Annotated in this window: 21 protein-coding genes; 10 read left to right on the top strand and 11 right to left on the bottom strand. The window is 71.7% G+C overall.

Annotated features, from left to right (window positions below; all coding sequences use genetic code 11):
- Positions 1 to 21: 21 nt before the first annotated feature.
- Both AC4BGC_RS08895 and cobA read right to left on the bottom strand, forming a co-directional pair.
- Positions 22 to 840, bottom strand: coding sequence for a TrmH family RNA methyltransferase (locus tag AC4BGC_RS08895; protein ID WP_490544194.1), 819 nt, complete (start codon positions 838 to 840; stop codon positions 22 to 24).
- A 2-nt stretch (positions 841 to 842) separates the two neighbouring features.
- The gene (cobA, locus tag AC4BGC_RS08890) at positions 843 to 2,126 is read right to left on the bottom strand and encodes a uroporphyrinogen-III C-methyltransferase (protein ID WP_490555232.1); all 1,284 of its coding nucleotides are present in this window, start codon (positions 2,124 to 2,126) and stop codon (positions 843 to 845) included.
- Between the two features lie 69 nt (positions 2,127 to 2,195).
- Between cobA and AC4BGC_RS08885 the strand changes: the two genes are divergently transcribed.
- From AC4BGC_RS08885 to AC4BGC_RS08870, 4 genes are all read left to right on the top strand, one after another.
- Positions 2,196 to 2,723: a YbhB/YbcL family Raf kinase inhibitor-like protein gene (locus tag AC4BGC_RS08885; RefSeq protein ID WP_490555231.1), complete on the top strand. Its 528-nt coding sequence runs from the start codon at positions 2,196 to 2,198 to the stop codon at positions 2,721 to 2,723.
- A 63-nt stretch (positions 2,724 to 2,786) separates the two neighbouring features.
- Positions 2,787 to 3,407, top strand: a complete 621-nt coding sequence (locus AC4BGC_RS08880; RefSeq protein WP_490555230.1) for a LysE family translocator — start codon at positions 2,787 to 2,789, stop codon at positions 3,405 to 3,407.
- Between the two features lie 27 nt (positions 3,408 to 3,434).
- Positions 3,435 to 4,373, top strand: a complete 939-nt coding sequence (locus AC4BGC_RS08875; RefSeq protein ID WP_490555229.1) for an alpha/beta hydrolase — start codon at positions 3,435 to 3,437, stop codon at positions 4,371 to 4,373.
- 37 nt (positions 4,374 to 4,410) lie between these two features.
- Complete coding sequence (locus AC4BGC_RS08870) at positions 4,411 to 4,767, top strand: hypothetical protein (RefSeq protein ID WP_490544199.1); 357 nt, start codon at positions 4,411 to 4,413, stop codon at positions 4,765 to 4,767.
- Positions 4,768 to 4,804: 37 nt separating this feature from the next.
- On the opposite strand, the gene AC4BGC_RS08865 is transcribed toward AC4BGC_RS08870, so the two are convergent.
- Genes AC4BGC_RS08865 through AC4BGC_RS08850 form a run of 4 tightly spaced genes read right to left on the bottom strand, consistent with a single transcriptional unit; the run spans position 4,805 to position 8,068 of the window.
- Positions 4,805 to 5,572 carry a sulfite exporter TauE/SafE family protein gene (locus AC4BGC_RS08865; protein WP_490555228.1) on the bottom strand — a complete coding sequence of 256 codons (768 nt, stop codon included), beginning with the start codon at positions 5,570 to 5,572 and terminating at the stop codon, positions 4,805 to 4,807.
- On the bottom strand, positions 5,569 to 6,753 hold the full coding sequence (locus tag AC4BGC_RS08860; protein ID WP_490555227.1) for an SPFH domain-containing protein: 1,185 nt from the start codon (positions 6,751 to 6,753) through the stop codon (positions 5,569 to 5,571). Before AC4BGC_RS08860 ends, AC4BGC_RS08865 begins: the two co-directional genes overlap by 4 nt.
- Before the next feature lie 37 nt (positions 6,754 to 6,790).
- On the bottom strand, positions 6,791 to 7,252 hold the full coding sequence (locus tag AC4BGC_RS08855; protein WP_490555226.1) for an NfeD family protein: 462 nt from the start codon (positions 7,250 to 7,252) through the stop codon (positions 6,791 to 6,793).
- A gap of 30 nt (positions 7,253 to 7,282) precedes the next feature.
- Positions 7,283 to 8,068, bottom strand: coding sequence for an ABC transporter ATP-binding protein (locus AC4BGC_RS08850; protein WP_490555225.1), 786 nt, complete (start codon positions 8,066 to 8,068; stop codon positions 7,283 to 7,285).
- A 63-nt stretch (positions 8,069 to 8,131) separates the two neighbouring features.
- On the opposite strand from AC4BGC_RS08850, the gene AC4BGC_RS08845 reads away from it, so the two are divergent.
- On the top strand, positions 8,132 to 8,833 hold the full coding sequence (locus AC4BGC_RS08845; RefSeq protein WP_490555224.1) for an Rv1486c family protein: 702 nt from the start codon (positions 8,132 to 8,134) through the stop codon (positions 8,831 to 8,833).
- A 33-nt stretch (positions 8,834 to 8,866) separates the two neighbouring features.
- Positions 8,867 to 10,093, top strand: coding sequence for a phosphoserine phosphatase SerB (gene serB / locus AC4BGC_RS08840; protein WP_490555223.1), 1,227 nt, complete (start codon positions 8,867 to 8,869; stop codon positions 10,091 to 10,093).
- Between the two features lie 8 nt (positions 10,094 to 10,101).
- Here the strand turns inward: serB and AC4BGC_RS08835 are convergent, their stop codons facing one another.
- The gene (locus AC4BGC_RS08835; RefSeq protein WP_490555222.1) at positions 10,102 to 10,641 is read right to left on the bottom strand and encodes a SixA phosphatase family protein; all 540 of its coding nucleotides are present in this window, start codon (positions 10,639 to 10,641) and stop codon (positions 10,102 to 10,104) included.
- A gap of 34 nt (positions 10,642 to 10,675) precedes the next feature.
- On the opposite strand from AC4BGC_RS08835, the gene AC4BGC_RS08830 reads away from it, so the two are divergent.
- Complete coding sequence (locus AC4BGC_RS08830) at positions 10,676 to 11,644, top strand: cyanophycinase (protein WP_490555221.1); 969 nt, start codon at positions 10,676 to 10,678, stop codon at positions 11,642 to 11,644.
- Positions 11,641 to 14,451, top strand: coding sequence for a cyanophycin synthetase (gene cphA, locus AC4BGC_RS08825; RefSeq protein ID WP_490555220.1), 2,811 nt, complete (start codon positions 11,641 to 11,643; stop codon positions 14,449 to 14,451). Before AC4BGC_RS08830 ends, cphA begins: the two co-directional genes overlap by 4 nt.
- 13 nt (positions 14,452 to 14,464) lie before the next feature.
- Here the strand turns inward: cphA and AC4BGC_RS08820 are convergent, their stop codons facing one another.
- The 3 genes from AC4BGC_RS08820 to AC4BGC_RS08810 form a co-directional block, all read right to left on the bottom strand.
- Positions 14,465 to 15,694 (bottom strand): NYN domain-containing protein, encoded by a 1,230-nt coding sequence (locus tag AC4BGC_RS08820; RefSeq protein WP_490555219.1) that lies wholly within the window; start codon positions 15,692 to 15,694, stop codon positions 14,465 to 14,467.
- Between the two features lie 125 nt (positions 15,695 to 15,819).
- Positions 15,820 to 17,520 (bottom strand): Mur ligase family protein, encoded by a 1,701-nt coding sequence (locus tag AC4BGC_RS08815; RefSeq protein WP_490555218.1) that lies wholly within the window; start codon positions 17,518 to 17,520, stop codon positions 15,820 to 15,822.
- Between the two features lie 7 nt (positions 17,521 to 17,527).
- Positions 17,528 to 17,740 carry a dodecin gene (locus AC4BGC_RS08810; RefSeq protein ID WP_490544211.1) on the bottom strand — a complete coding sequence of 71 codons (213 nt, stop codon included), beginning with the start codon at positions 17,738 to 17,740 and terminating at the stop codon, positions 17,528 to 17,530.
- A gap of 84 nt (positions 17,741 to 17,824) precedes the next feature.
- Here AC4BGC_RS08810 and AC4BGC_RS08805 point away from each other — a divergent pair, with 84 nt between their 5' ends.
- Both AC4BGC_RS08805 and AC4BGC_RS08800 read left to right on the top strand, forming a co-directional pair.
- On the top strand, positions 17,825 to 18,121 hold the full coding sequence (locus AC4BGC_RS08805) for a DUF3099 domain-containing protein (protein ID WP_490555217.1): 297 nt from the start codon (positions 17,825 to 17,827) through the stop codon (positions 18,119 to 18,121).
- Entirely contained in the window at positions 18,118 to 18,324 is a 207-nt protein-coding gene (locus tag AC4BGC_RS08800) for an acetone carboxylase (protein WP_490555216.1), read from the top strand. Before AC4BGC_RS08805 ends, AC4BGC_RS08800 begins: the two co-directional genes overlap by 4 nt.
- A 91-nt stretch (positions 18,325 to 18,415) precedes the next feature.
- Here AC4BGC_RS08800 and moaA read toward each other — a convergent pair whose 3' ends face one another.
- A complete protein-coding gene (gene moaA, locus AC4BGC_RS08795) occupies positions 18,416 to 19,426 on the bottom strand; it encodes a GTP 3',8-cyclase MoaA (protein ID WP_490555215.1) in 1,011 nt (336 codons plus the stop codon).
- Positions 19,427 to 19,484 lie beyond the last annotated feature (58 nt).

Genomic DNA, 19,484 nt, shown 5'->3' with positions numbered 1-19,484 from the left:
GAGAAATATAGGGGACAACCCTCATTTCGGGGCCAGTTCTCTGCGAGCGGTTTCGTAACAGGCGATCGCCGAGGCCGCCCCCACGTTGAGCGAGTCGATCCCCGCGCGCATCGGGATCACCGCGCACCGCTGGGCGGTTCGCTCCCACCGCGAGGACAGCCCGTGCCCCTCCGAGCCGAGGACCAGCGCGACCCGTTCCTGGCCGGCCACCGCCTCCTCGATCGGTACGGCGCCCGGCGCCAGGGTGAGGGCGACGGTGGTGAACCCGTGCTCGGCGAGGGTGGGCAGTGCGTCGTACCAGTCGGGGAGGCGGGTCCAGGGCAGCGCGAAGACCGCGCCCATCGCCACCTTGATCGACCGGCGGTAGAGCGGGTCCGCGCACCGGGGGGCGAGCAGGATCCCGTCGACGCCGAGCGCCGCGGCCGAGCGGAAGATGGTGCCGAGGTTCGCGTGGTCCACCAGTTCCTCGCACACCACGACCGTGCGGGCGCCGTCGAGCACCTCCTCCACCGAGGGCAGCGGGGTCCGGGCCAGCGAGGCGAGCGCCCCGCGGTGGACGTGGAAGCCGGTGACCTCCTCGGCGAGCGACTCCGCCAGCACGTAGCAGGGGGCGTCGGTGCGGTCGAGCACGTCCGCGAGCCCCTCCAGCCAGCGCGGAGCCATCACGAACGAGCGCACCGGGTGCCCCGCCTCGACGGCACGGCGCACCACCTTCTCGCCCTCGGCGATGAACAGCCCGTGCTCGGCCTCCAGCGACTGGCGCAGCTGTACGTCGCGCAGGTTGCGGTAGTCGTGCAGCCGGGGGTCCTCGGGGTCCGAGATCTCGACGTACGTCGCCACGTTCAGGCGTCCTTCGCGGCGGCAGCCCCGGTCGCGTAGCGGTCGGGGAACGCCACCCGCACCACCTCGCCGACGACGATGATCGCGGGCGGTTGCACGCTCTCGGAGTCCAGGGTTCCGGCCAGCGTGCCGAGGGTGCAGAGCACGGTGCGCTCGGTGGGCATCGTGCCGTCGCAGACGACCGCCACCGCGGTGTCGGCGTCGCGTCCGCCGCGGAGCAGCACCTCGGCGATCAGTGGCGCGTTCTCCACGGCCATCATCAGCACCAGGGTGCCGCGGAGGCTGGCCAGCGCGCCCCACTGGACCAGGGACTCGGGGTGCCCGGGCGGCAGGTGCCCGGAGACGATCGTGAGGTCGTGGGTGACCCCGCGATGGGTCACCGGGATCCCGGCCATCGCGGGCACGGCCAGCGGGCTGCTGATGCCGGGTACGACGCTGACGGGCACCCCCGCGGCGCGGCACGCCAGCACCTCCTCGTAGCCCCGCCCGAAGACGAAGTTGTCACCGCCCTTGAACCGCGCCACCCGCCGCCCGGCCAGTGCCGCGTCGACGATGATCTGGTTGATCTGGTCCTGGGTGGCCGAGCGACCGCGCGGGAGCTTGGCGACGTCGACGATCTCGGTGTCCGAGGGGAGCTCGGCGAGCAGCTCACGCGGTGCGAGCCGGTCCGCGACGACGAGGTCGGCCTCCATCAGGGCCTTGCGACCCGCCACCGAAATCAGCTCGGGGTCCCCCGGTCCCCCACCCACCAGCACCACGCCCGCAGGGCCGTCGACGTGGTGGCGCGAGGTCACCGAGCCCTCCCGGAGCCCGGCGACGATGTCGTCGCGTACGCCGGCCGAGCGGCGCGGGTTGCGGTCGGCCGCGGAGCTGCCCATCACGGCGACGGTGATGCCGCCGTGGCTGCCGACCGCGGGGGTGAACGCCGTGGCGGCGTTCGCGTCGTCGGCCCGCACGCAGAAGATCCGCTGCTGCTCGGCGAGCTCGCTGACCCGCTCGTTGACGGCCGAGTCGTCGGTCGCGGCCATCACGTACCACGCGCCCTCGAGGTCGTCGTCGGCGAAACCTCGGCGGATCCAGAGCACCTCGCCTGATCCGACCAGCCCCTCGATGGCGGGGGTGACCTCGGGCGAGACCAGGTGCACCACGGCCCCGGCGGCGATCAGCGTCGGCACCCGGCGCTGGGCGACGTTGCCCCCGCCGACCACCAGGACCCGGCGCCCGGCGAGCCGCAGCCCGGCCGGGTAGGTGGGGAAGTCGCCGGGGGTTCGAGAATGGGATGTCACGGGTCCATTGTGCGGACTCGCGACGTGGGGTCCGTGTGCCGGGTTCACCCCGCGGACTATGTTCAGGCCATGACTCTCGAGCGCCCAGTCCACCCAGACCCCTACGAGCTGCTCCCGCGCGTCCCGTCGTTCACGGTGACCAGTGCCGACGTCACCGAGGGCGAGCCGCTCAAGGACGACCAGGTCGCCTCGGGAGGCGACAGCTCACCGCAGCTGTCCTGGAGCGACGCACCCGAGGGCACCAAGAGCTTCACGGTCACCTGCTTCGACCCGGACGCGCCCACCCCCTCCGGCTTCTGGCACTGGGTGCTGGTCGACCTCCCCGCCGACGTCACCTCGCTGGACGCCGGTGCCGGCGCCGAGGGCGCGGACCTGCCCGGCAACGCGTTCATGTGCCGCAACGACGGTGGCACCAAGGCATTCATGGGCGCGGCTCCCCCCGAGGGTGACCAGGTCCACCGCTACTACTTCGTGGTGCACGCGGTGAAGGAGGAGACCCTCGGTGTCGACTCCGACGCCTCCCCCGCCGTGGTGAGCTTCAACCTCGCCTTCAAGACGGCCGGGCGCGCCATCGTGAAGGGCACCTACCAGCACTGACCATCGGGCCGGTCCCCGTTTGCGCCGGTTGCCCACACTTCTCAGATCGGATGACCTCCTCACGTGGACCTGCTGCTGCTGGGCGCCACGATCGGCCTCACCGCCGGCATCAGTCCCGGGCCGCTGCTGTTCCTGACGATCACCTCGGCGCTGCGCTCCGGAGCCCGGGCCGGGGTCGTGGTCGCGTGCGCGCCGCTGCTCTCGGACCTGGTGGTCGTCACGTTGACCCTGCTGGTGCTCGGTCAGCTGCCGGAGGAGGCGCTCGCGGTCATCGGGGTGCTCGGCGGGGTGTTCATGGCCTGGCTGGGCGTGGGCACCTGGCGCGAGGCGGCCACTGCCTCCCTGTCCGCCGCCGAGGCGCAGTCCCGGCCCTCGACGCTGCGGGCCCTGCGTGACGGTGCCGTGGTCAACCTGCTCAGCCCGCACCCGTGGATCGCGTGGGCCACGGCGCTTGGCCCCCTGACCCTGGCGGCCTGGCGCGAAGGACCGGTGGGGGCGGTCGCCTTCGTGGCGGCGTTCTACCTGCTCCTGGTCGGGGCCAAGATCGCGGTAGCCCTGCTCGCCGGCAGGGGGCGGCGACGTCTCGGGGACCGGGGCTACCGGTACGCGCTACGGGTGGCGGGACTCCTGCTGCTGGTCAGCGGCGCCGCCCTGGTCGTCGAGTTCGGCCGGGCGCTGCTGTAGGCCGGGTCCCATGGCAAGATCGCGCGCATGGCATCGGCGCGCGAGGACATCCTGGGGGCGCCGTACACCTCGGAGACGCTGGCGCTGCGGCCCGACGCCGAGGGCGAGGTCGTCGCGACCCTGGTGCACCGCCCCGCGGAGGTTCCGACGGGCAAGGCCGTGCTGCACGTGCACGGCTTCTGCGACTACTTCTTCCAGACCGCGGCGGCCGACTTCTGGGTCGACCGGGGCTACGACTTCTACGCGCTGGACCTGAGGAAGTACGGCCGCTCGCTGCTCCCTCACCAGACCCCCAACTACGTCGCGGACCTCGCGACGTACTACGAGGAGCTCGACCTCGCGTTCGCCCGGATCACCCGTGACCACGACCACGTGGTGCTCTCGGCGCACTCCACCGGTGGCCTCACGGTGCCGCTGTGGCTGCACGACCGGCGTCACCGGGCCGCGGGCCTGTTCCTCAACGCTCCCTGGATCGACATGCACGGCGATGCCTTCACCCGGCTGCTCGCCATGCCCGCGATCCACCGGATCGGCCGCTACCAGCCGATGCGCCTGGTGCCGCGCGAGGTCAGCGGCGGGTACACCCGCAGCCTCCACCGCGACTTCGGCGGCGAGTGGGACTTCGACCTCGCCTGGAAGCCGGAGCACTCCTGGCCGGTGTACGCCGGCTGGATCCGGGCCGTCCGGACGGGGCAGGCGCGGATCCAGCGCGGCCTCGAGGTGGACGCGCCCGTCCTGCTGGTCAGCTCGACGAGATCGGGTACGGCGCTCTCGCCGGCCGACCTGGCTGCCACCGACGTGGTCCTCGACGTGGAGCGGATGCGCAGGCGCGCGGCCCGGCTCTCCCGCCACGTCACGATCGTGCAGGTGCCCGGCGCGCTGCACGACGTCACCCTCTCCCCAGAGCCCGCCCGCGGGATGGTCTTCGGCGAGCTCGACCGGTTCCTGTCCGCCTACGTGGACTGAACAGACAGGTCGCCCGCGCACCGCTAGCCTCACCGCCATGGATCCCATCACCGGCCTGGCACTCGGCCGCATCGCCCTGGGCACAGTCGCCCTCGTCTCCCCCTCGCTGGCCGCCAAGGCCCTGATGCTCGACGGCGCCGCGAACCGGTCCCTGCCCTACATGACCCGCATGTTCGCCTCCCGCGAGATCGCCCTCGGCGGCCTCACCCTCGCCTCGACGGGCGCAGCCCGGCGCCGGCTGGTGCAGGTGGGCGTCGCCATCGATGCGGCCGACGTGTTCACCGGGATCACCGCCGCCGCCAGCGGAGCCGTCACGAAGAAGGCCGGGGTCGCTCTCGCCCTGGTCGCCGCCGGCGCCGTCGCGAACGGTGCGCTCGCCCTCCAGGAGGAGTGAGCCAGCCGGCCTTCGTTCGATCCGCGTTACGAGCAGCTCAGAGCGGGAAGACGAACGCCACCACCGCGACGAGCCCGACCACCACGATGATGGCGCGCAGCACGTTTGCGGGGAGCCTGCGGCCGACGGTGGCGCCGATCTGGCCGCCCACGATCGAGCCGAGGGCCAGCAGGCCGGCCACGGACCAGTCCACGTCGGCGACGAAGGCGAAGATCACGGCCGCGATGCCGTTGACCAGCAGGGCGAGCACGTTCTTGGTGGCGTTGTGGCGCTGCATCGAGTCGACGACACCGATGCCGAGGATGGCCATCAGCAGCACGCCCTGGGCGGCGCCGAAGTAGCCGCCGTAGACGCCCGCGAGCGCGACCGCCGGCCACACCCACCACAGTCCGCGGTCGGGCACCCCGCCGTGTCCCGCGGCCCGCTGGGCGACGCGCCGGGAGATGCGGGGCCCGAGGATGACCAGGACGCAGCCTAGGAGGATCAGGACCGGCACGATCGTGTCGAAGGCCGCCGACGGCAGCACCAGGAGCAGTACGGCGCCGGCGACTCCGCCTACCAGTGAGGCGCTGCCCAGCCAGACCAGCCGGGACCGCTGCCCCGCGAGCTCGGCCCGATAGCCGATCGCACCCGACAGCGAGCCCGGCGCGAGGCCGACGGTGTTGGACACGTTGGCCGTCACCGGGGGGATCCCGAACGCCAGCAGGGTCGGGAACGTGATCAGCGTTCCCGACCCCACCACGGTGTTGATCGTTCCGGCCGCCACCCCTGCGAGCAGGATGGCGACCACCTCCACGGGGCTCACCTGGCGGTGGGCGCCTCTCCCGTGGGATCACCCGGGTCCGTCAGGAACGGCGTCGGCGGCTCTGCGGGAGTGGTGTCCTGCGGCACCGACGGTGCGGCGGGCGCTCCGTCCGGGGTCGGCGTACCGCCTGCGGACCGGGCAGCCCCCTCCGCGGCAGCGATCGCCTTCTGCACCTCGGCGTGCGCACTGGAAAGCGAGGCGTCGGAGTCGGTGTCCGGCTCGATGACCGGCACCTCCACGCGCTTGCGCGGGCCGTCGACCTTCTGCGGGATCCCGGCCGCCTGGTGCACGGCGGAGCCCAGGCCCTCGAGCGCCTTGGTGATCTCCGAGGGCACCACCCAGACCTTGTTGGCCGAGCCCTCGGCGATCTTGGGCATCATCTGGAGGTACTGGTAGGCCAGCAGCGCCTGGTCGGGCTGTCCGTCGTGGATGGCCTGGAAGACCGTCTGGATGGCCTGCCCCTCACCCTGGGCCTTGAGGATCGCGGCCTCCCGGTTGGCCTGGGCGCGCAGGATCAGCGCCTCACGGTCACCCTCGGCGTTGAGGATGGCGGCCTGCTTGTTGCCCTCCGCGGTGAGGATGGAGGACTGTCGCTGCCCCTCGGCGGTGAGGATGACGGCACGCTTGTCGCGGTCCGCGCGCATCTGCTTCTCCATCGAGTCCTTGATGGAGGGCGGCGGGTCGATCCCCTTGATCTCCACCCGGCCGACGCGGATGCCCCAGCGGCCGGTGGCCTCGTCGAGCACCCCGGAAAGCCCGCGGTTGATCTCCTCGCGGGAGGTCAGGGTCTGCTCGAGCGTCATGCCGCCGACGATGTTGCGCAGGGTGGTCATCGTGAGCTGCTCGACGGCCGAGATGTAGTTGGCGATCTCGTAGGTCGCCGAGACCGGGTCGGTGACCTGGAAGTAGATGACGGTGTCGATGGAGACCACCAGGTTGTCCTCGGTGATCACCGGCTGGGGCGGGAACGAGACGACCTGCTCACGCATGTCGATCACGTAGCGCACCCGGTCCACGAAGGGGGTGACCACGTTGAGGCCTGGCGAGAGCGTGTTCTTGTACTTGCCGAACCGCTCCACGATCCCGGCCCGCGCCTGCGGGACGATCCGGATCGTCTTCGCCAGCACCAGGACCACGAAGACCAGGAACAGTGCGAACAGGATGAGGATTGCCGAACCCATTGCGGGACCCCCTACTTTCTTCCGTGTGCTCGGGTCGTCATGACCCGAGGCTCTGGACACGCAGCACGTAGGCCGTCGCGCCCTTGATCTGTACCACGTCGACGAGCTCGCCGGGCTCGATCCGGTCGTCCTCGTCGTAGGGGAGCGCGGTCCACTCCTCGCCCTCGATCTTCACCCGCCCCGGGGTGGCGTGGGTCAGCTCGCGCAGCACGGTCGCCCGCTTGCCGATCAGCGCCTCGGCGCCGGTCTTCAGGTCGGGCCCGCTGTGCAGGCGGCGTACGACGCCCGGGCGGATGACGCCCAGGAGCCCCACCGCCGAGATCATCGCGAACACGATCTGCAGCGGGATCGGGCCGCCGAGCAGCGCGGTGACGGATCCGACGAGGGCTCCACCGGCCAGCATCACCAGGAACAGGTCGAGGCTGACCAGCTCGAGCACACCGAGCAGAACCGCAAGCGCCAGCCAGCTCTCCCACATGTGGTCCCGAAGCCAGTCCATGCGTGGACCCTACCCAACCGCCCGCAACGCTCAGACCACCCGGCGCGCCGTGTAGCGGTCGTCCTCCTCGCGCAGCCTGAGCCGCATCCCGAAGGTCTCGCTCAGCACCTGCTCGGTCATCACCTCGGGCAGCGGCCCCGCGGCCACGACCCGGCCCTCGCGCAGCATCAGCGCGTGCGTGAAGCCCGGGGGGATCTCCTCGACGTGGTGGGAGACCAGGATGGTCGCCGGGGCGTCCTCGTCCAGGGCCAGCCGGGAGAGGGTCGCGACGAGGTCCTCACGGCCGCCGAGGTCGAGCCCGGCCGCGGGCTCGTCGAGGATGAGCAGCTCGGGGTCGGTCATCAGTGCCCGCGCGATCTGCACCCGCTTGCGCTCGCCCTCGCTCAGGGTCCCGAAGGTGCGGTCGAGCAGCGGCGCGGCGCCCACCTCGACCAGCAGCTCGCGGGCCCGGTCGTGGTCGAGCTCGTCGTAGTGCTCGCGCCAGCGACCGACCACCCCGTAGGAGGCCGAGACCACCACGTCTCGGACGATCTCGTGCCGCGGGATGCGCTCGGCGACCGCGGCGCTGGTCCAGCCGATGCGGGGGCGCAGCTCGAAGACGTCGACCGTTCCGACGACCTCGCCCAGGATGCCGGCGACCCCGGACGTCGGGTGGATCTGGGCCGAGCAGATCTGCATCAGGGTGGTCTTGCCGGCACCGTTCGGTCCCAGGATCACCCAGCGTTCGTCCTCCTCGACCGCCCAGTCGACGTTGTCGAGCAGGGTGGCCTGCCCGCGCCTGACGGTGACGGATGCGAGCTCGAGTACGGCGTTCACGGCCGCCAACCTAGCGCGACAGGTGCTGAGGGTCATCGGGCCGGGTGCGCCTAGGCTGCCCAGATGAGTGCTCTGCCGATGTCGGCCGTGCTGTGCACCTGGCTCGATGCCGTGCAGGAAGGCCGTGCGGGTCCCGACGACCTGGCCGACGCCGTGCGCGGCGATGCCCCGCGGCACCTCGTCACCGGACTGCCCGAGCGTGGGGACCTGGACCTGCACGAGCTGCCGGCGGCCCTGTCCGGGCGCGTCTCGCTCGCCCTGCCCGCTTCCGGGGACCCGCTGGGGCTGGGCGGCCCGGCTGCGTTCAACCTCGCGGCGCTGGACGCCGGCGAGGCCGTGGTCGCGGGCTCGGTGGGGCTGGTCCCGGTGGAGGACGCCCGAGTGGTCGTCTGGCACGCCCATCCCGCGAACCCGGCGCCGTGGGTCGACGAGCGGGAGACCGCCTCCGAGCTCCGGATCACCCTCGCGGAAGCCACGCAGCGGCTGGTGGACCTCGACGTGGCGTCGTGGCAGCCCGACATCCCTGACCTGCTGCTCAACCTGCGCCACCGGTCCCCGCTGCCGCTGCCTCCGGGGTACGACGCCCGCCGGCTCGAGACGACGGAGCGGGCGGTGCTCTGCCTCGACATCGTCGCCCTGGCCCGCCGGGACCCGGGAGGGGCCGTGTCGGCGTACGAGATGGACCGGAGGCGGACCGCGCTGGACGACCTCGACCGAGCAGCGAGGCGCGCCCTGGTGGGCGCCTGCTCGTCGCGGACCGACTGAGCCGGCGGGACCGCGCCCGGTTAACCTCGTCCCGTGCCGGAGGACAAGACCCGCGACCTGCCGCGGACGCTGCTGATCACCCTGACCGGCAAGGACCGTCCGGGCGTGACGTCCCTGGTCTTCGACACCCTGGCCGGGTTCGGGGTCGAGGTGATCGACATCGAGCAGATCGTGCTGCGCGGCCGGCTGATCCTGGGCGTGCTGGTGAGCGCGCCCCGGGACTGGAAGTCCCTGCGCAGCGCGATGGAGCAGGTCGCGGCCGACCTGGGGATGACCCTCGACGTCGACCGGGGCACCGGGGACAACCGGCCCCGCCCGCGGGGACGCAGCCACGTCACCGTGCTCGGCACCCCGCTGAAGTCCCAGGCGATGGCCGCCATCGCGGGCCGGATCGCCGACACCGGGGCCAACATCGACCGGATCGAGCGGATGGCGCGCTACCCGATCACGGCCATCGACCTGCACGTCTCCGGCGTCGACCCGGAGCGGCTGCGCGACATCCTGGCCCGCGAGGCCGCGGTCCAGCGCGTCGACATCGCCGTCCAGGCCGCGAACCTGCTCCGTCGCGGGATGCGGCTGATCGTGATGGACGTCGACTCCACCCTGATCCAGGGAGAGGTCATCGAGATGCTGGCGGCGTACGCCGGCTGCGAGGCCGAGGTGGCCGGCATCACCGAGCGGGCGATGCGCGGCGAGCTCGACTTCGCACAGAGCCTGCGCGAGCGCGTCGGCCTGCTCGCCGGCCTCGACGCCGACGTCCTCGACAAGGTCTACGACGCGCTGGTGCTCTCCCCCGGCGCCCGGACCACCGTGCGGGTGCTCAAGCGGCTCGGCTACCGGTTCGCCATCGTCAGCGGCGGGTTCAGCCAGCTCACCGACCGGCTCGCGGCGGACCTCGGGATCGACTTCGCCATGGCGAACGAGCTCGAGATCGTCGACGGCAAGCTCACCGGACGCGTGGTCGGCGACATCGTCGACCGGGCCGGCAAGGCCTCCGCGCTGCGGCGGTTCGCGGCCGAGTGCGGCGTACCGGTCAGTGCCACCATCGCGATCGGGGACGGCGCCAACGACCTCGACATGCTGAACGCGGCCGGGCTGGGGATCGCCTTCAACGCCAAGCCCGTCGTGCAGGAGGCCGCGCACGCAGCGGTGAACGTCCCCTACATGGATGCCGTGCTCTACCTGCTCGGGATCAGCCGCGAGGAGATCGTGGCCGCGGACGCCGAGGCCGGGATCACCACCCCCGAACCGCTGATCTGATCCTGGGCTCAGCCGCCACCGGGGTGGAACGCCACCAGGTGGCCGGTGGCCAGCTCGAGGTCGGCCCAGGGCACGGAGATCTCCAGCACCGCGAGCGAGGCGGGCGAGAAGCCGTCGCTGAGCGCGCGGAACGCCTCGGCGTCGGGGGTCCCGTCGTCGAGCAGGTGGCCGAGCGAGGCCACGGTGGGGTTGTGCCCGACGTAGAGCACCACCTCTGCGTCCGCGGGCGCACCGCGGAGCACGTCCAGCGCGCCCTCGGTGTCGGCCGAGTAGACGGCGTCCTCGACGCTGGCCCGGGCCTGCGTCCCGGAGCCGGTCACCACGGCGTTCCAGGTCTGCTGGGTGCGGGTGGCCGAGGACACGAACGCGTGGGTGGGCACCAGGTCGTGGCGGGCCAGCCAGCGACCTGCGGCGAGGGCCTCGGTCCACCCCCGGTCGGTGAGCCGACGCCCGTGGTCGTCCTCGGCGAAACTCTCCGCCTTGCCGTGTCGCATCACCACGAGCAACCTGCGTGGCACCGCAGCAGAATCGGGAGAAGACGGGCTCACCGAGGTCACTCTAGGACCCCTTAGGCTTCCTGTCATGCCACGGGATCCCGAGAACGGCGAAGGCGACCTGCTCGTCATCGGAGGGGCCGAGGACAAGCTCGGCAAGCGCACGGTGCTCAGGGAGTTCGTGGAGCGGGCGGGCGGTGCGGAGGCCCGGATCGCGGTGATCCCGACGGCCTCCTCGCTGGGACCCGAGATCATCGAGGTGTACGCCGCGCTGTTCGAGCGGCTCGGTGCCGCGGAGGTGTACGCCGTGCGCCCGGAGAGCCGGGCCCAGGCCGGCGACCCGGCGCTGGTGGCCGAGCTGGACCGCGCGACCGGCATCTTCATGACCGGGGGCAACCAGCTCAAGCTCTCCACGGTGATCTCCGGCACCCCGTTCGGGCAGGCGATCGTCGACGCGCGGCACCGCGGGGTCACCGTGGCCGGCACCTCCGCAGGCGCCAGCATCCAGTCCTCGCACATGGTGGCCTTCGGGCCCGGGGGCTCGACCCCCAAGCAGCGGATGACCCAGGTCGCGGCCGGTCTCGGGCTGGTGCCGAACTGCGTGATCGACCAGCACTTCGCCCAGCGCAACCGCTACGGCCGGCTGCTGATGATCGTCTCGCAGAGCCCGCAGCTGCTCGGGATGGGCGTCGACGAGGACACCGCCGCGATCATCAGCACCACCGAGGAAACCCAGGTGCTCAGGGTCGTGGGCCGCGGGTCGGTGACCCTGATGGACGGCACCCACATGGTCACCAACGCCCACGAGGCGCACGAGCACCGGCCGATCCTGGCCTCCGGGGTGGCGCTGCACGTGCTGCCCGCGGGCGCCGTGTTCGACCTGCAGGCCAGGGTGCTGCTGTCCTCCCGGCCACCCGCGGACCCCGACGAGGCCGACGAGCTCGCCGGCGCCAACAGCGACCTGCGCAAGATGGCCCGTGACATCGCGGCCGGTGACATCGGGCCCCAGGTCCTGCGCCGCCGCATCGCCCGACGAAGCAGAGGAGCCACCCAGTGACCGACACGAACGACCGAGCGGGCGTCCGGGGCTCCGGAGGCCGGCCGACCGCCGACCTCGCGATCCTGGAGACCCGTGTCTACCGCGGCGCCAACGTCTGGTCCTACGACAAGGCGATCCACCTCGTGGTCGACCTCGGCGTGCTCGAGGACTACCCGACGAACACGATCCCCGGGTTCACCGACCACCTCCTCGAGGCGCTCCCCGGCCTGCGCGAGCACTCCTGCTCACGCGGGCGCCGCGGCGGCTTCGTGGAGCGGCTCAACGAGGGCACCTGGCTCGGTCACGTCGCCGAGCACGCGGCCCTGGCGCTCCAGCAGATCGTCGGCCACGACATCCGCCGCGGGAAGACCCGGCAGGTCAAGGGCAAGCGCGGGCACTACAACATCATCTTCGGCTACGTCGACGAGCAGGTCGGCCTCGAGGCGGGCCGGCTCGCCGTACGCCTGGTCAACCACCTCGTCGAGGCCGACCCCGACCTCGACTTCGCCGACGAGCTGGACGCGTTCATCCTGCGCGCGCAGCGCACGGCGTTCGGCCCGTCCACGCAGGCCATCCTGGACGAGGCCGTCTCCCGCGACATCCCGTGGCTGCGGTTGAACAAGCACTCGCTGGTGCAGCTCGGCCAGGGAGTGCACGCCAAGCGCATCCGCGCGACGATGACCTCCGAGACCAGCTCGATCGCGGTCGACATCGCCTCGGACAAGGACCTCACCACCCGCCTGCTGAGCGCGGCCGGGCTGCCGGTCCCCAAGCAGGAATCGGTGCGTACGGCGGACCGGGCGGTCGCGATGGCCCGGCGGATCGGCTTCCCGGTCGTGGTCAAGCCGATCGACGGCAACCACGGCCGAGGGGTGTGCCTGAACCTCGACGACGACGACGCCGTCCGGGAGGCCTTCGACATCGCGAAGGCCCAGTCCCGCGGCGGCACCGTGGTCGTGGAGTCGTTCATCACCGGCAAGGACTACCGGTGCCTGATCATCGACGGCAAGGTCGCCGCGATCGCCGAGCGCGTCCCCGCGCACGTCATCGGTGACGGCGACCGCACCGTGCAGCAGCTCGTCGACGACACCAACGCCGACCCGAGGCGCGGCGTCGGCCACGAGAAGATCCTCACCCGGATCCGGATCGACCCCGTGGCCGAGGAGGTGCTCGCCAGCCAGGGGCACACCCTGTCCTCGGTGCCCGAGCTGGGCGAGATGGTGAAGCTGGCCCTCACCGGGAACATGTCCACCGGCGGCATCTCGATCGACCGCACCCTGGAGGCGCACCCGGAGAACGCCGAGATCGCCGAGGAGGCGGCCCGGATGATCGGGCTCGACATCGCCGGCATCGACTTCATCTGCCCCGACATCACCCAGCCCGTCCGCGAGACCGGTGGGGCGATCTGCGAGGTCAACGCCGCACCCGGGTTCCGGATGCACACCCACCCGACCATCGGCGAACCGCAGTTCATCGCCAAGCCCGTGGTCGACATGCTCTTCCCGCCCGGCGCCCCGAGCCGGATCCCGATCGTGGCGGTCACCGGCACCAACGGCAAGACCACCACCAGCCGGATGATCAGCCACATCTTCAAGGGCATGGGACGCAAGGTCGGGATGACCTCGACCGACGGCGTCGTCATCGACGAACGGCTCGTCATCCGCGCCGACGCCTCGGGCCCGCGCAGCGCCCGGATGGTGCTGCAGAACCCGCGCGTGGACTTCGCGGTCTTCGAGGTGGCCCGCGGCGGCATCCTGCGCGAGGGCCTGGGCTACGAGCGCAACGACGTCGCCGTGGTGCTCAACGTGCAGCCCGACCACCTCGGCCTGCGCGGCATCGACACCGTCGAGCAGCTCGCCGACGTGAAGGCGGTCCTCGTGGAGGCCGTGCCGCGCGACGGGCACGCCGTGCTCAACGCCGACGACCCGCTGGTGCGGGAGATGCGACGCCGCTGCTCCGGACAGGTGGTGTGGTTCTCGATGGCCGCCCCCGGGTCGGAGGAGCGTGACCTGATCGACGCCCACTGCCGTCGCGGTGGCAAGGCGCTGGTGCTGCACGCCACCGAGCGCGGCGAGATGATCGTCGTACGCCACGGAGGGCGCGACATGCAGCTCGCGTTCACGCACCTGTTGCCCTCGACGTTCTCGGGCCGGGCCCGGATGAACGTGCAGAACGCCCTGGCGGCCGCGGCGGCGGCGTTCGCCGCGGGCGCCCCCCTGCACGACATCCGTCAGGGGCTGCGCACGTTCTCCACCAGCTACTACCTCTCCCCCGGTCGCCTCAACGAGATCGAGGTCAACGGCGTCAACGTGATCATCGACTACTGCCACAACGCGCCGGGCATGAAGATGCTGGGCGACTTCGTGGACCGGCTCGGTGACAGCCTCGACTCGGGAAGCGAGCTGGGCAAGCCCTCCCGGATCGGCGTGATCGCCACCGCGGGTGACCGGCGCGACGAGGACATGCGGGAGCTCGGCCAGATCGCCGCCCACCACTTCGACGTGGTCGTGGTGCGTGAGGACGAGGCGCTGCGGGGACGCGCTCGCGGCGAGACCGCGGCGCTGGTGGCCGAGGGCGTGCGCACCGCCATGGACGAGGGGGTCCGGTGCAAGCAGCTGGAGGTGATCGTCGACGAGATCGAGGCAGTCCGGCACGCGATGAGTCGCGCCAACCGCGGTGACCTGCTGATCGTGTGCGTGGACAAGCACGGCGAGGTGATGGCCGAGCTGGAGAACTGGTCCCCGCACGCCCAGGCCGGCGCCACCTCAGGCGGTGACGCCAGCCGGGTCGCTGATCCTGACTACACGCCGCCGCCGGAGGCCTGAGCAGCGTCCCGGCCTAGGGCTCTACCGGGGCCTGTGCGTTCGTCGCGGAGACCTTCCGGGTGGTACGCCGGCGCGCAGGAGCCTTCTTCACCGGCTCCTCGTCGCGGTCTCGCGACGCGGGCTCAGCAGTCTTCTGAGCGGGCTCCTGGGCAGGCTTCTCGGCGGGCTTCTCGGCGGGCTTCTCGGCGGGCTTCTCGGCAGGCTCCTCGGGCGCCTTCGCGGCAGTCTTCCGGGTGGTCCGGATGGTCCTCTTCCGGACGGCCCTCTCAGGTGCCTGCTCGGCAACTGGGTCAGGTGCCTGCTCAGCAACTGGCTCAGGTGCCTGCTCGGCAGCCTTCTCAGGTGCCGGTTCAAGCGCCCGCTCGGGTGACTGCTCGGGCGCGGGTGCCTTGACCGGGGTCGGCTCGTCCGCCTGGGGAGCCGGCTCGTCCTTCGCCTTGCGGGGTGACCTCGCCGCGGCCTTCTTCGGCGCGCTGCCCCCGCGTCGCTTGAGCCGCACCCACACCTGGGCCCGCCCCGAGTCGCCCTCGACGGACCTGGTCTCCAGGAAGGGCTGGTCCTTGACGAGGTCGCTGAGCTTGGCGAACCCGTAGGTGCGCGGGTCGAAGGAAGGATCGGTCCGGTTCAGGTGGCTGCCCAGTGATCCGAGCGCGGCCCAGTCGTCCTCCCCCGCGGTCTTGTTCAGGGCCTTGGTCAGCATGCTCTGCAGGTTGCCGCCCTTGGTGTCGCGCACCGGCTCGGGGGTGGCCGCCTCGTCCTCGGTGACCGGAGCAGCTGTCACCGGGACATCGGCCTCGGTGTTGTCGGCCCGCAGCACCTCGAGGAAGGTGAACTTGTCGCACGCGTCACGGAAGGCCCGCGGGGTCTTCTTGGCCCCGACGCCGTAGACCTTCATCCCCGACTCCCGCAGCCGGGTGGCCAGCCGGGTGAAGTCGCTGTCGCTGGAGACCAGCACGAACCCGTCGAGATGGCCCGCGTAGAGCAGGTCCATCGCATCGATGATCAGCGCGGAGTCGGTCGAGTTCTTGCCGACGGTGTAGGCGAACTGCTGCATCGGGGCGATGGCGTAGGCGTGCAGCTGGTCCTTCCAGCCGTTGAGCTGGCTGGTCGTCCAGTCGCCGTACGCCCGCTTCACTGTCAGCGTGCCGTAGCTGGCCAGCTCCTCGAAGATGTCCTTCGCGACCTTCGCCGAGATGTTGTCGGCGTCGATGAGTACTGCGAGCCGACTGTTGTCGTCGCTCATGGTTAGTCCCTCTCCCTGGTGGGGGTGTGGCGGGGTCTCGGTCGAACAGGCGGCCGCGTGGGGGCCGGACCAGGAGATGACCCCGTCCATGGGCCAGCATGCCTGATCGCGGTCGCGGCGGGGACTCAGCCCCGCTCGGCGGCCCGCAGCACCTTGTCCCGCAGCTGCTCGGGCGAGTCGGGGGTGGCGCCGTTCCCGGCGAGCCAGTCGTAGACCTCCTGGCGTTCGGCGTGGCACATCAGTCCCACCACGTCGCCGGGTTCCGCCAGCGCCACGAGAGCCTCCAGGGAGGCCAGCTCGGTCGGGTAGGACTCGATCTCCGTGACGCCGACCCGGGCCGCCCCGGCGCGGAGCAGCGCGTCGAGCTCCCCGACGGTGCGGTCGCGCAGGTACTTCTCCTTGTGCCCGATAGCCACCACGTCCGCGTCCCGGGCGGCGATCTCCCCGAGCATCTCGAGCAGGACGTCCTGGCGGTCGCCCACGGCGCCCAGCCCCAGCAGCAGGCGCCGCCCGGGGGCGCGTACGCCGCGCATGATCTCGATCATCGCCTCCAGCCCGGCCTCGTTGTGGGCCAGGTCCATCACCACGGTGACCTCCCCTGCCGGGGTGGGCAGGGTGAAGAAGTTCATCCGGCCCGGGTTGTGCTCGGCGTCGGGGAGGAAGGAGCGCAGCCCGGCCGCGACGTGGCCGGCGGGGATGCCGGCCGCGAGCGACGCCGAGGCCGCGGCGAGCGCGTTCTCGACGTTGAACCGGGAGAGGCCGCTCAGGGTCATCGGCACGTCCACGACCTCCACGAGGGGGTCGGCCCGGTTGCCCTCGAGCACGGTGATCCAGCCGTCGATGACGGTGGTGGCCCGTCCTCCCTGGGCCAGGACCTCGCGCAGGGCCGGCGAGTCGGGGTCGCGGGTGAACACCCAGGGGCGGGCGGGGGTCACGCTGCGCATGGCCAGGACGCGGGGGTCGTCGGCGTTGAGGACCGCCCACCCGGACCTCTTGGTGATCCGGGGGACCACGCTCTTCACCTCGGCGAGCTGGTCCACGGTGTCGATGCCCTGGAGCCCGAGGTGGTCCGCGGTCACGTTCGTGACCACGGAGACGTCGTTGCTGGCCACCCCGATCCCCTTGAGCAGCACGCCGCCCCGCGCGGTCTCGGTCACCGCGAAGTCCACGCCCGGGAACGCCAGCACCCGGCCGGCGCCCGAGGGCCCGGAGTAGTCGCCGGCCTCCACGAGCCGGCCGTCGAGGTAGATCCCGTCGGTGTTGGACCACCCGACGTGGTGACCGGCCTGCCTCGCGACGTGCGCGATCATCCGCGAGGTGGTGGTCTTCCCGTTGGTGCCGGTCACCGCGACCACCGGGACGCGCGGCCGGATCGTCGTGGGCGAGGGTCCGCGGTCCACCGACGAGACGTGCTCGGCGGCACGCTCGACCAGCACGCCCACCTCGGCGGTGCCGAGGTCGTCGAGGACCGAGGCGACCGCCTCCCCCAGCGCCTGGGCGCGGTTGCGGTCACGCCAGGGGTAGGCGACCACGATCAGCTCCGGCTGCGCCGTCGGACGGACGCGTACGCCGAGCCGGGTCGTGCCCGCCTCGGCCGCGATCCGGCGTACCAGCTTGACCAGCAACCGGGTCAGGGACCGCTGGCGGAACCCGCTCAGCGGTACCCCGGGCCGGATCGAGGCGATGCCGAGCCGCTGGGCCAGCCTGCGGACCTCCTCCTCGGGCGCCTCCGCCAGGGACGTGACGTCCAGGGTGAGCTTGACGGCGGCACGGGGGAAGTAGAGGTTGGGCCCTTCGAGGACCCTCAGCTCGACCAGCGACGACACGGGTGGGTCAGTCGTCCTCGAGGCGGAACCCGACCTTGAGCCCGACCTGGAAATGCTCGACCTGGCCGTCCACGACCGCACCACGGACCTGGGTGATCTCGAACCAGTCCACGTGACGCAGGGTGCGCGCGGCCCGCTCGACGCCGTTGCGGACGGCCTGGTCGATCCCCTCGGGAGAGGTCCCGACGATCTCGGTGATGCGGTAGGTGCGGTTGGACATCGGCGCTCCTGTGCTCGGTGGTGTGGGGCCCCAGAATGTCACGTCGGGTCGGGGCTGCCGTACTCGCGACGTAGGCTGGTGGACGTGGCAGCAGGAGGCAGGGCACGACGCGAGCCCGAGGCGGTTCGGATCACCACGGCCGCGACCAGCAGGCACGACGACATCGACCTTCGCCGGCGCCGCTACATGTTCTCGATGGCGGTGCGGACCCTGTGCTTCCTGGGCGCCGTGGTCGTCGGCGACAACTGGTTCCGGTGGGTGCTGGTCGCCGGCGCGTTCATCCTTCCTTACATCGCCGTGGTGGTGGCGAACACCGCGACCACACGCGTCGAAGGAGCCGACCTCGTCGGCCCGCAGGACACCCACCGGGAGCTGCAATGAGCGACGACCAGGGCCCGGCGATCTGCTCGGCCAAGGGTTGCCAGACGCCTGCGACGAACGAGCTCCGCTGGAACAACCCCAAGCTGCACACCCCCGACCGCCGCAAGGTGTGGCTCGCCTGCGAAGACCACCGCCAGAGCCTCTCCGACTTCCTCTCCGCGCGGAAGTTCCTCCGCGAGGTCGCCCCGCACGAAGCCGGGTAGGGGGCCTCGCCAGCCGTGGCTTGGCCTCGCTCGCTCCTCACCCGGTCTCGTGACGCGTCGACCTCCGCCATTTTCGGAGGCTTCGCTTCGCTCAGCCTCCGATGGCGGACATCGAGCGGGTGGGCTGGAGGAAGGACTGGTCATCGATGCCGTGGCCGGGGCGCTTGGTCATCATCGCGAGGCGCCACTGGTCGGCGATCTCGGCGTCGGTGGCGGTGCCCCGGAGCGCCTTGCGCAGGTCGGACTCCTCGCGGGCGAACAGGCAGTTGCGGACCTGGCCGTCGGCGGTGAGGCGGACGCGGTCGCAGTCGCCGCAGAACGGCCGGGTCACCGAGGCGATCACGCCGACCTTCGCGGGGCCGCCGTCGACCAGGAAGGTCTCGGCGGGCGCGCTGCCGCGGTGCTCGGGGTCGGGGGTCAGCTCGAACTCGGACTCCAGCGCGGCGAAGATCTCCTCCGCGGTCACCATCGCCTCCCTCGACCAGCCGTGCTGGGCGTCGAGGGGCATCTGCTCGATGATCCGGAGCTGGTAGTCGTGCTCGAGGCAGAAGCGGAGCAGCTCTGCGGCGTACCGGTCGTTGACCCCGCGCAACAGCACGGCGTTCACCTTGACGGGGCCAAGTCCCGCCCGCTGGGCGGCTGCGAGGCCCTCCAGCACGTCGTGGAGGCGGTCACGGCGGGTGATCTCGTGGAAGACGTCGCGGCGAACGGTGTCCAGGCTGACGTTGACGCGGTCCAGACCCGCCGCAGCGAGCGCCCCGGCGGTGCGCGAGAGGCCGAGCGCGTTGGTGGTCAGGGAGACCTCCGGCGACGGGGAGAGCGCCTTGGTACGGGCCACGATGTCGGGCAGGCCGCGGCGTAGCAGCGGCTCGCCGCCGGTGAACCGCACCTCGCGGATGCCGAGGCTCTCCACACCGATCCGGACCAGCCGGACGACCTCGTCGTCGGTCAGCGTCTCCTCGGTCGGCAGCCACTCCAGCCCCTCGGCCGGCATGCAGTAGTTGCAGCGCAGGTTGCACCGGTCGGTGAGCGAGACACGCAGATCCGCGGCGACACGTCCGTAGCTGTCGACCAGTCCGAGATCACGTGTGGAATTGCTCACTGAGCCAGTCTAGGGCCACGTCAAGGGGGGTCACCGGTGACGAACTACTGTCGCGGAC

It is taken from the genome of Nocardioides sp. Z38_18 (genome assembly GCF_058215695.1).
Note: the sequence above shows the minus strand (reverse complement) of the source record. Positions and strands in the feature narration are given on the sequence as shown.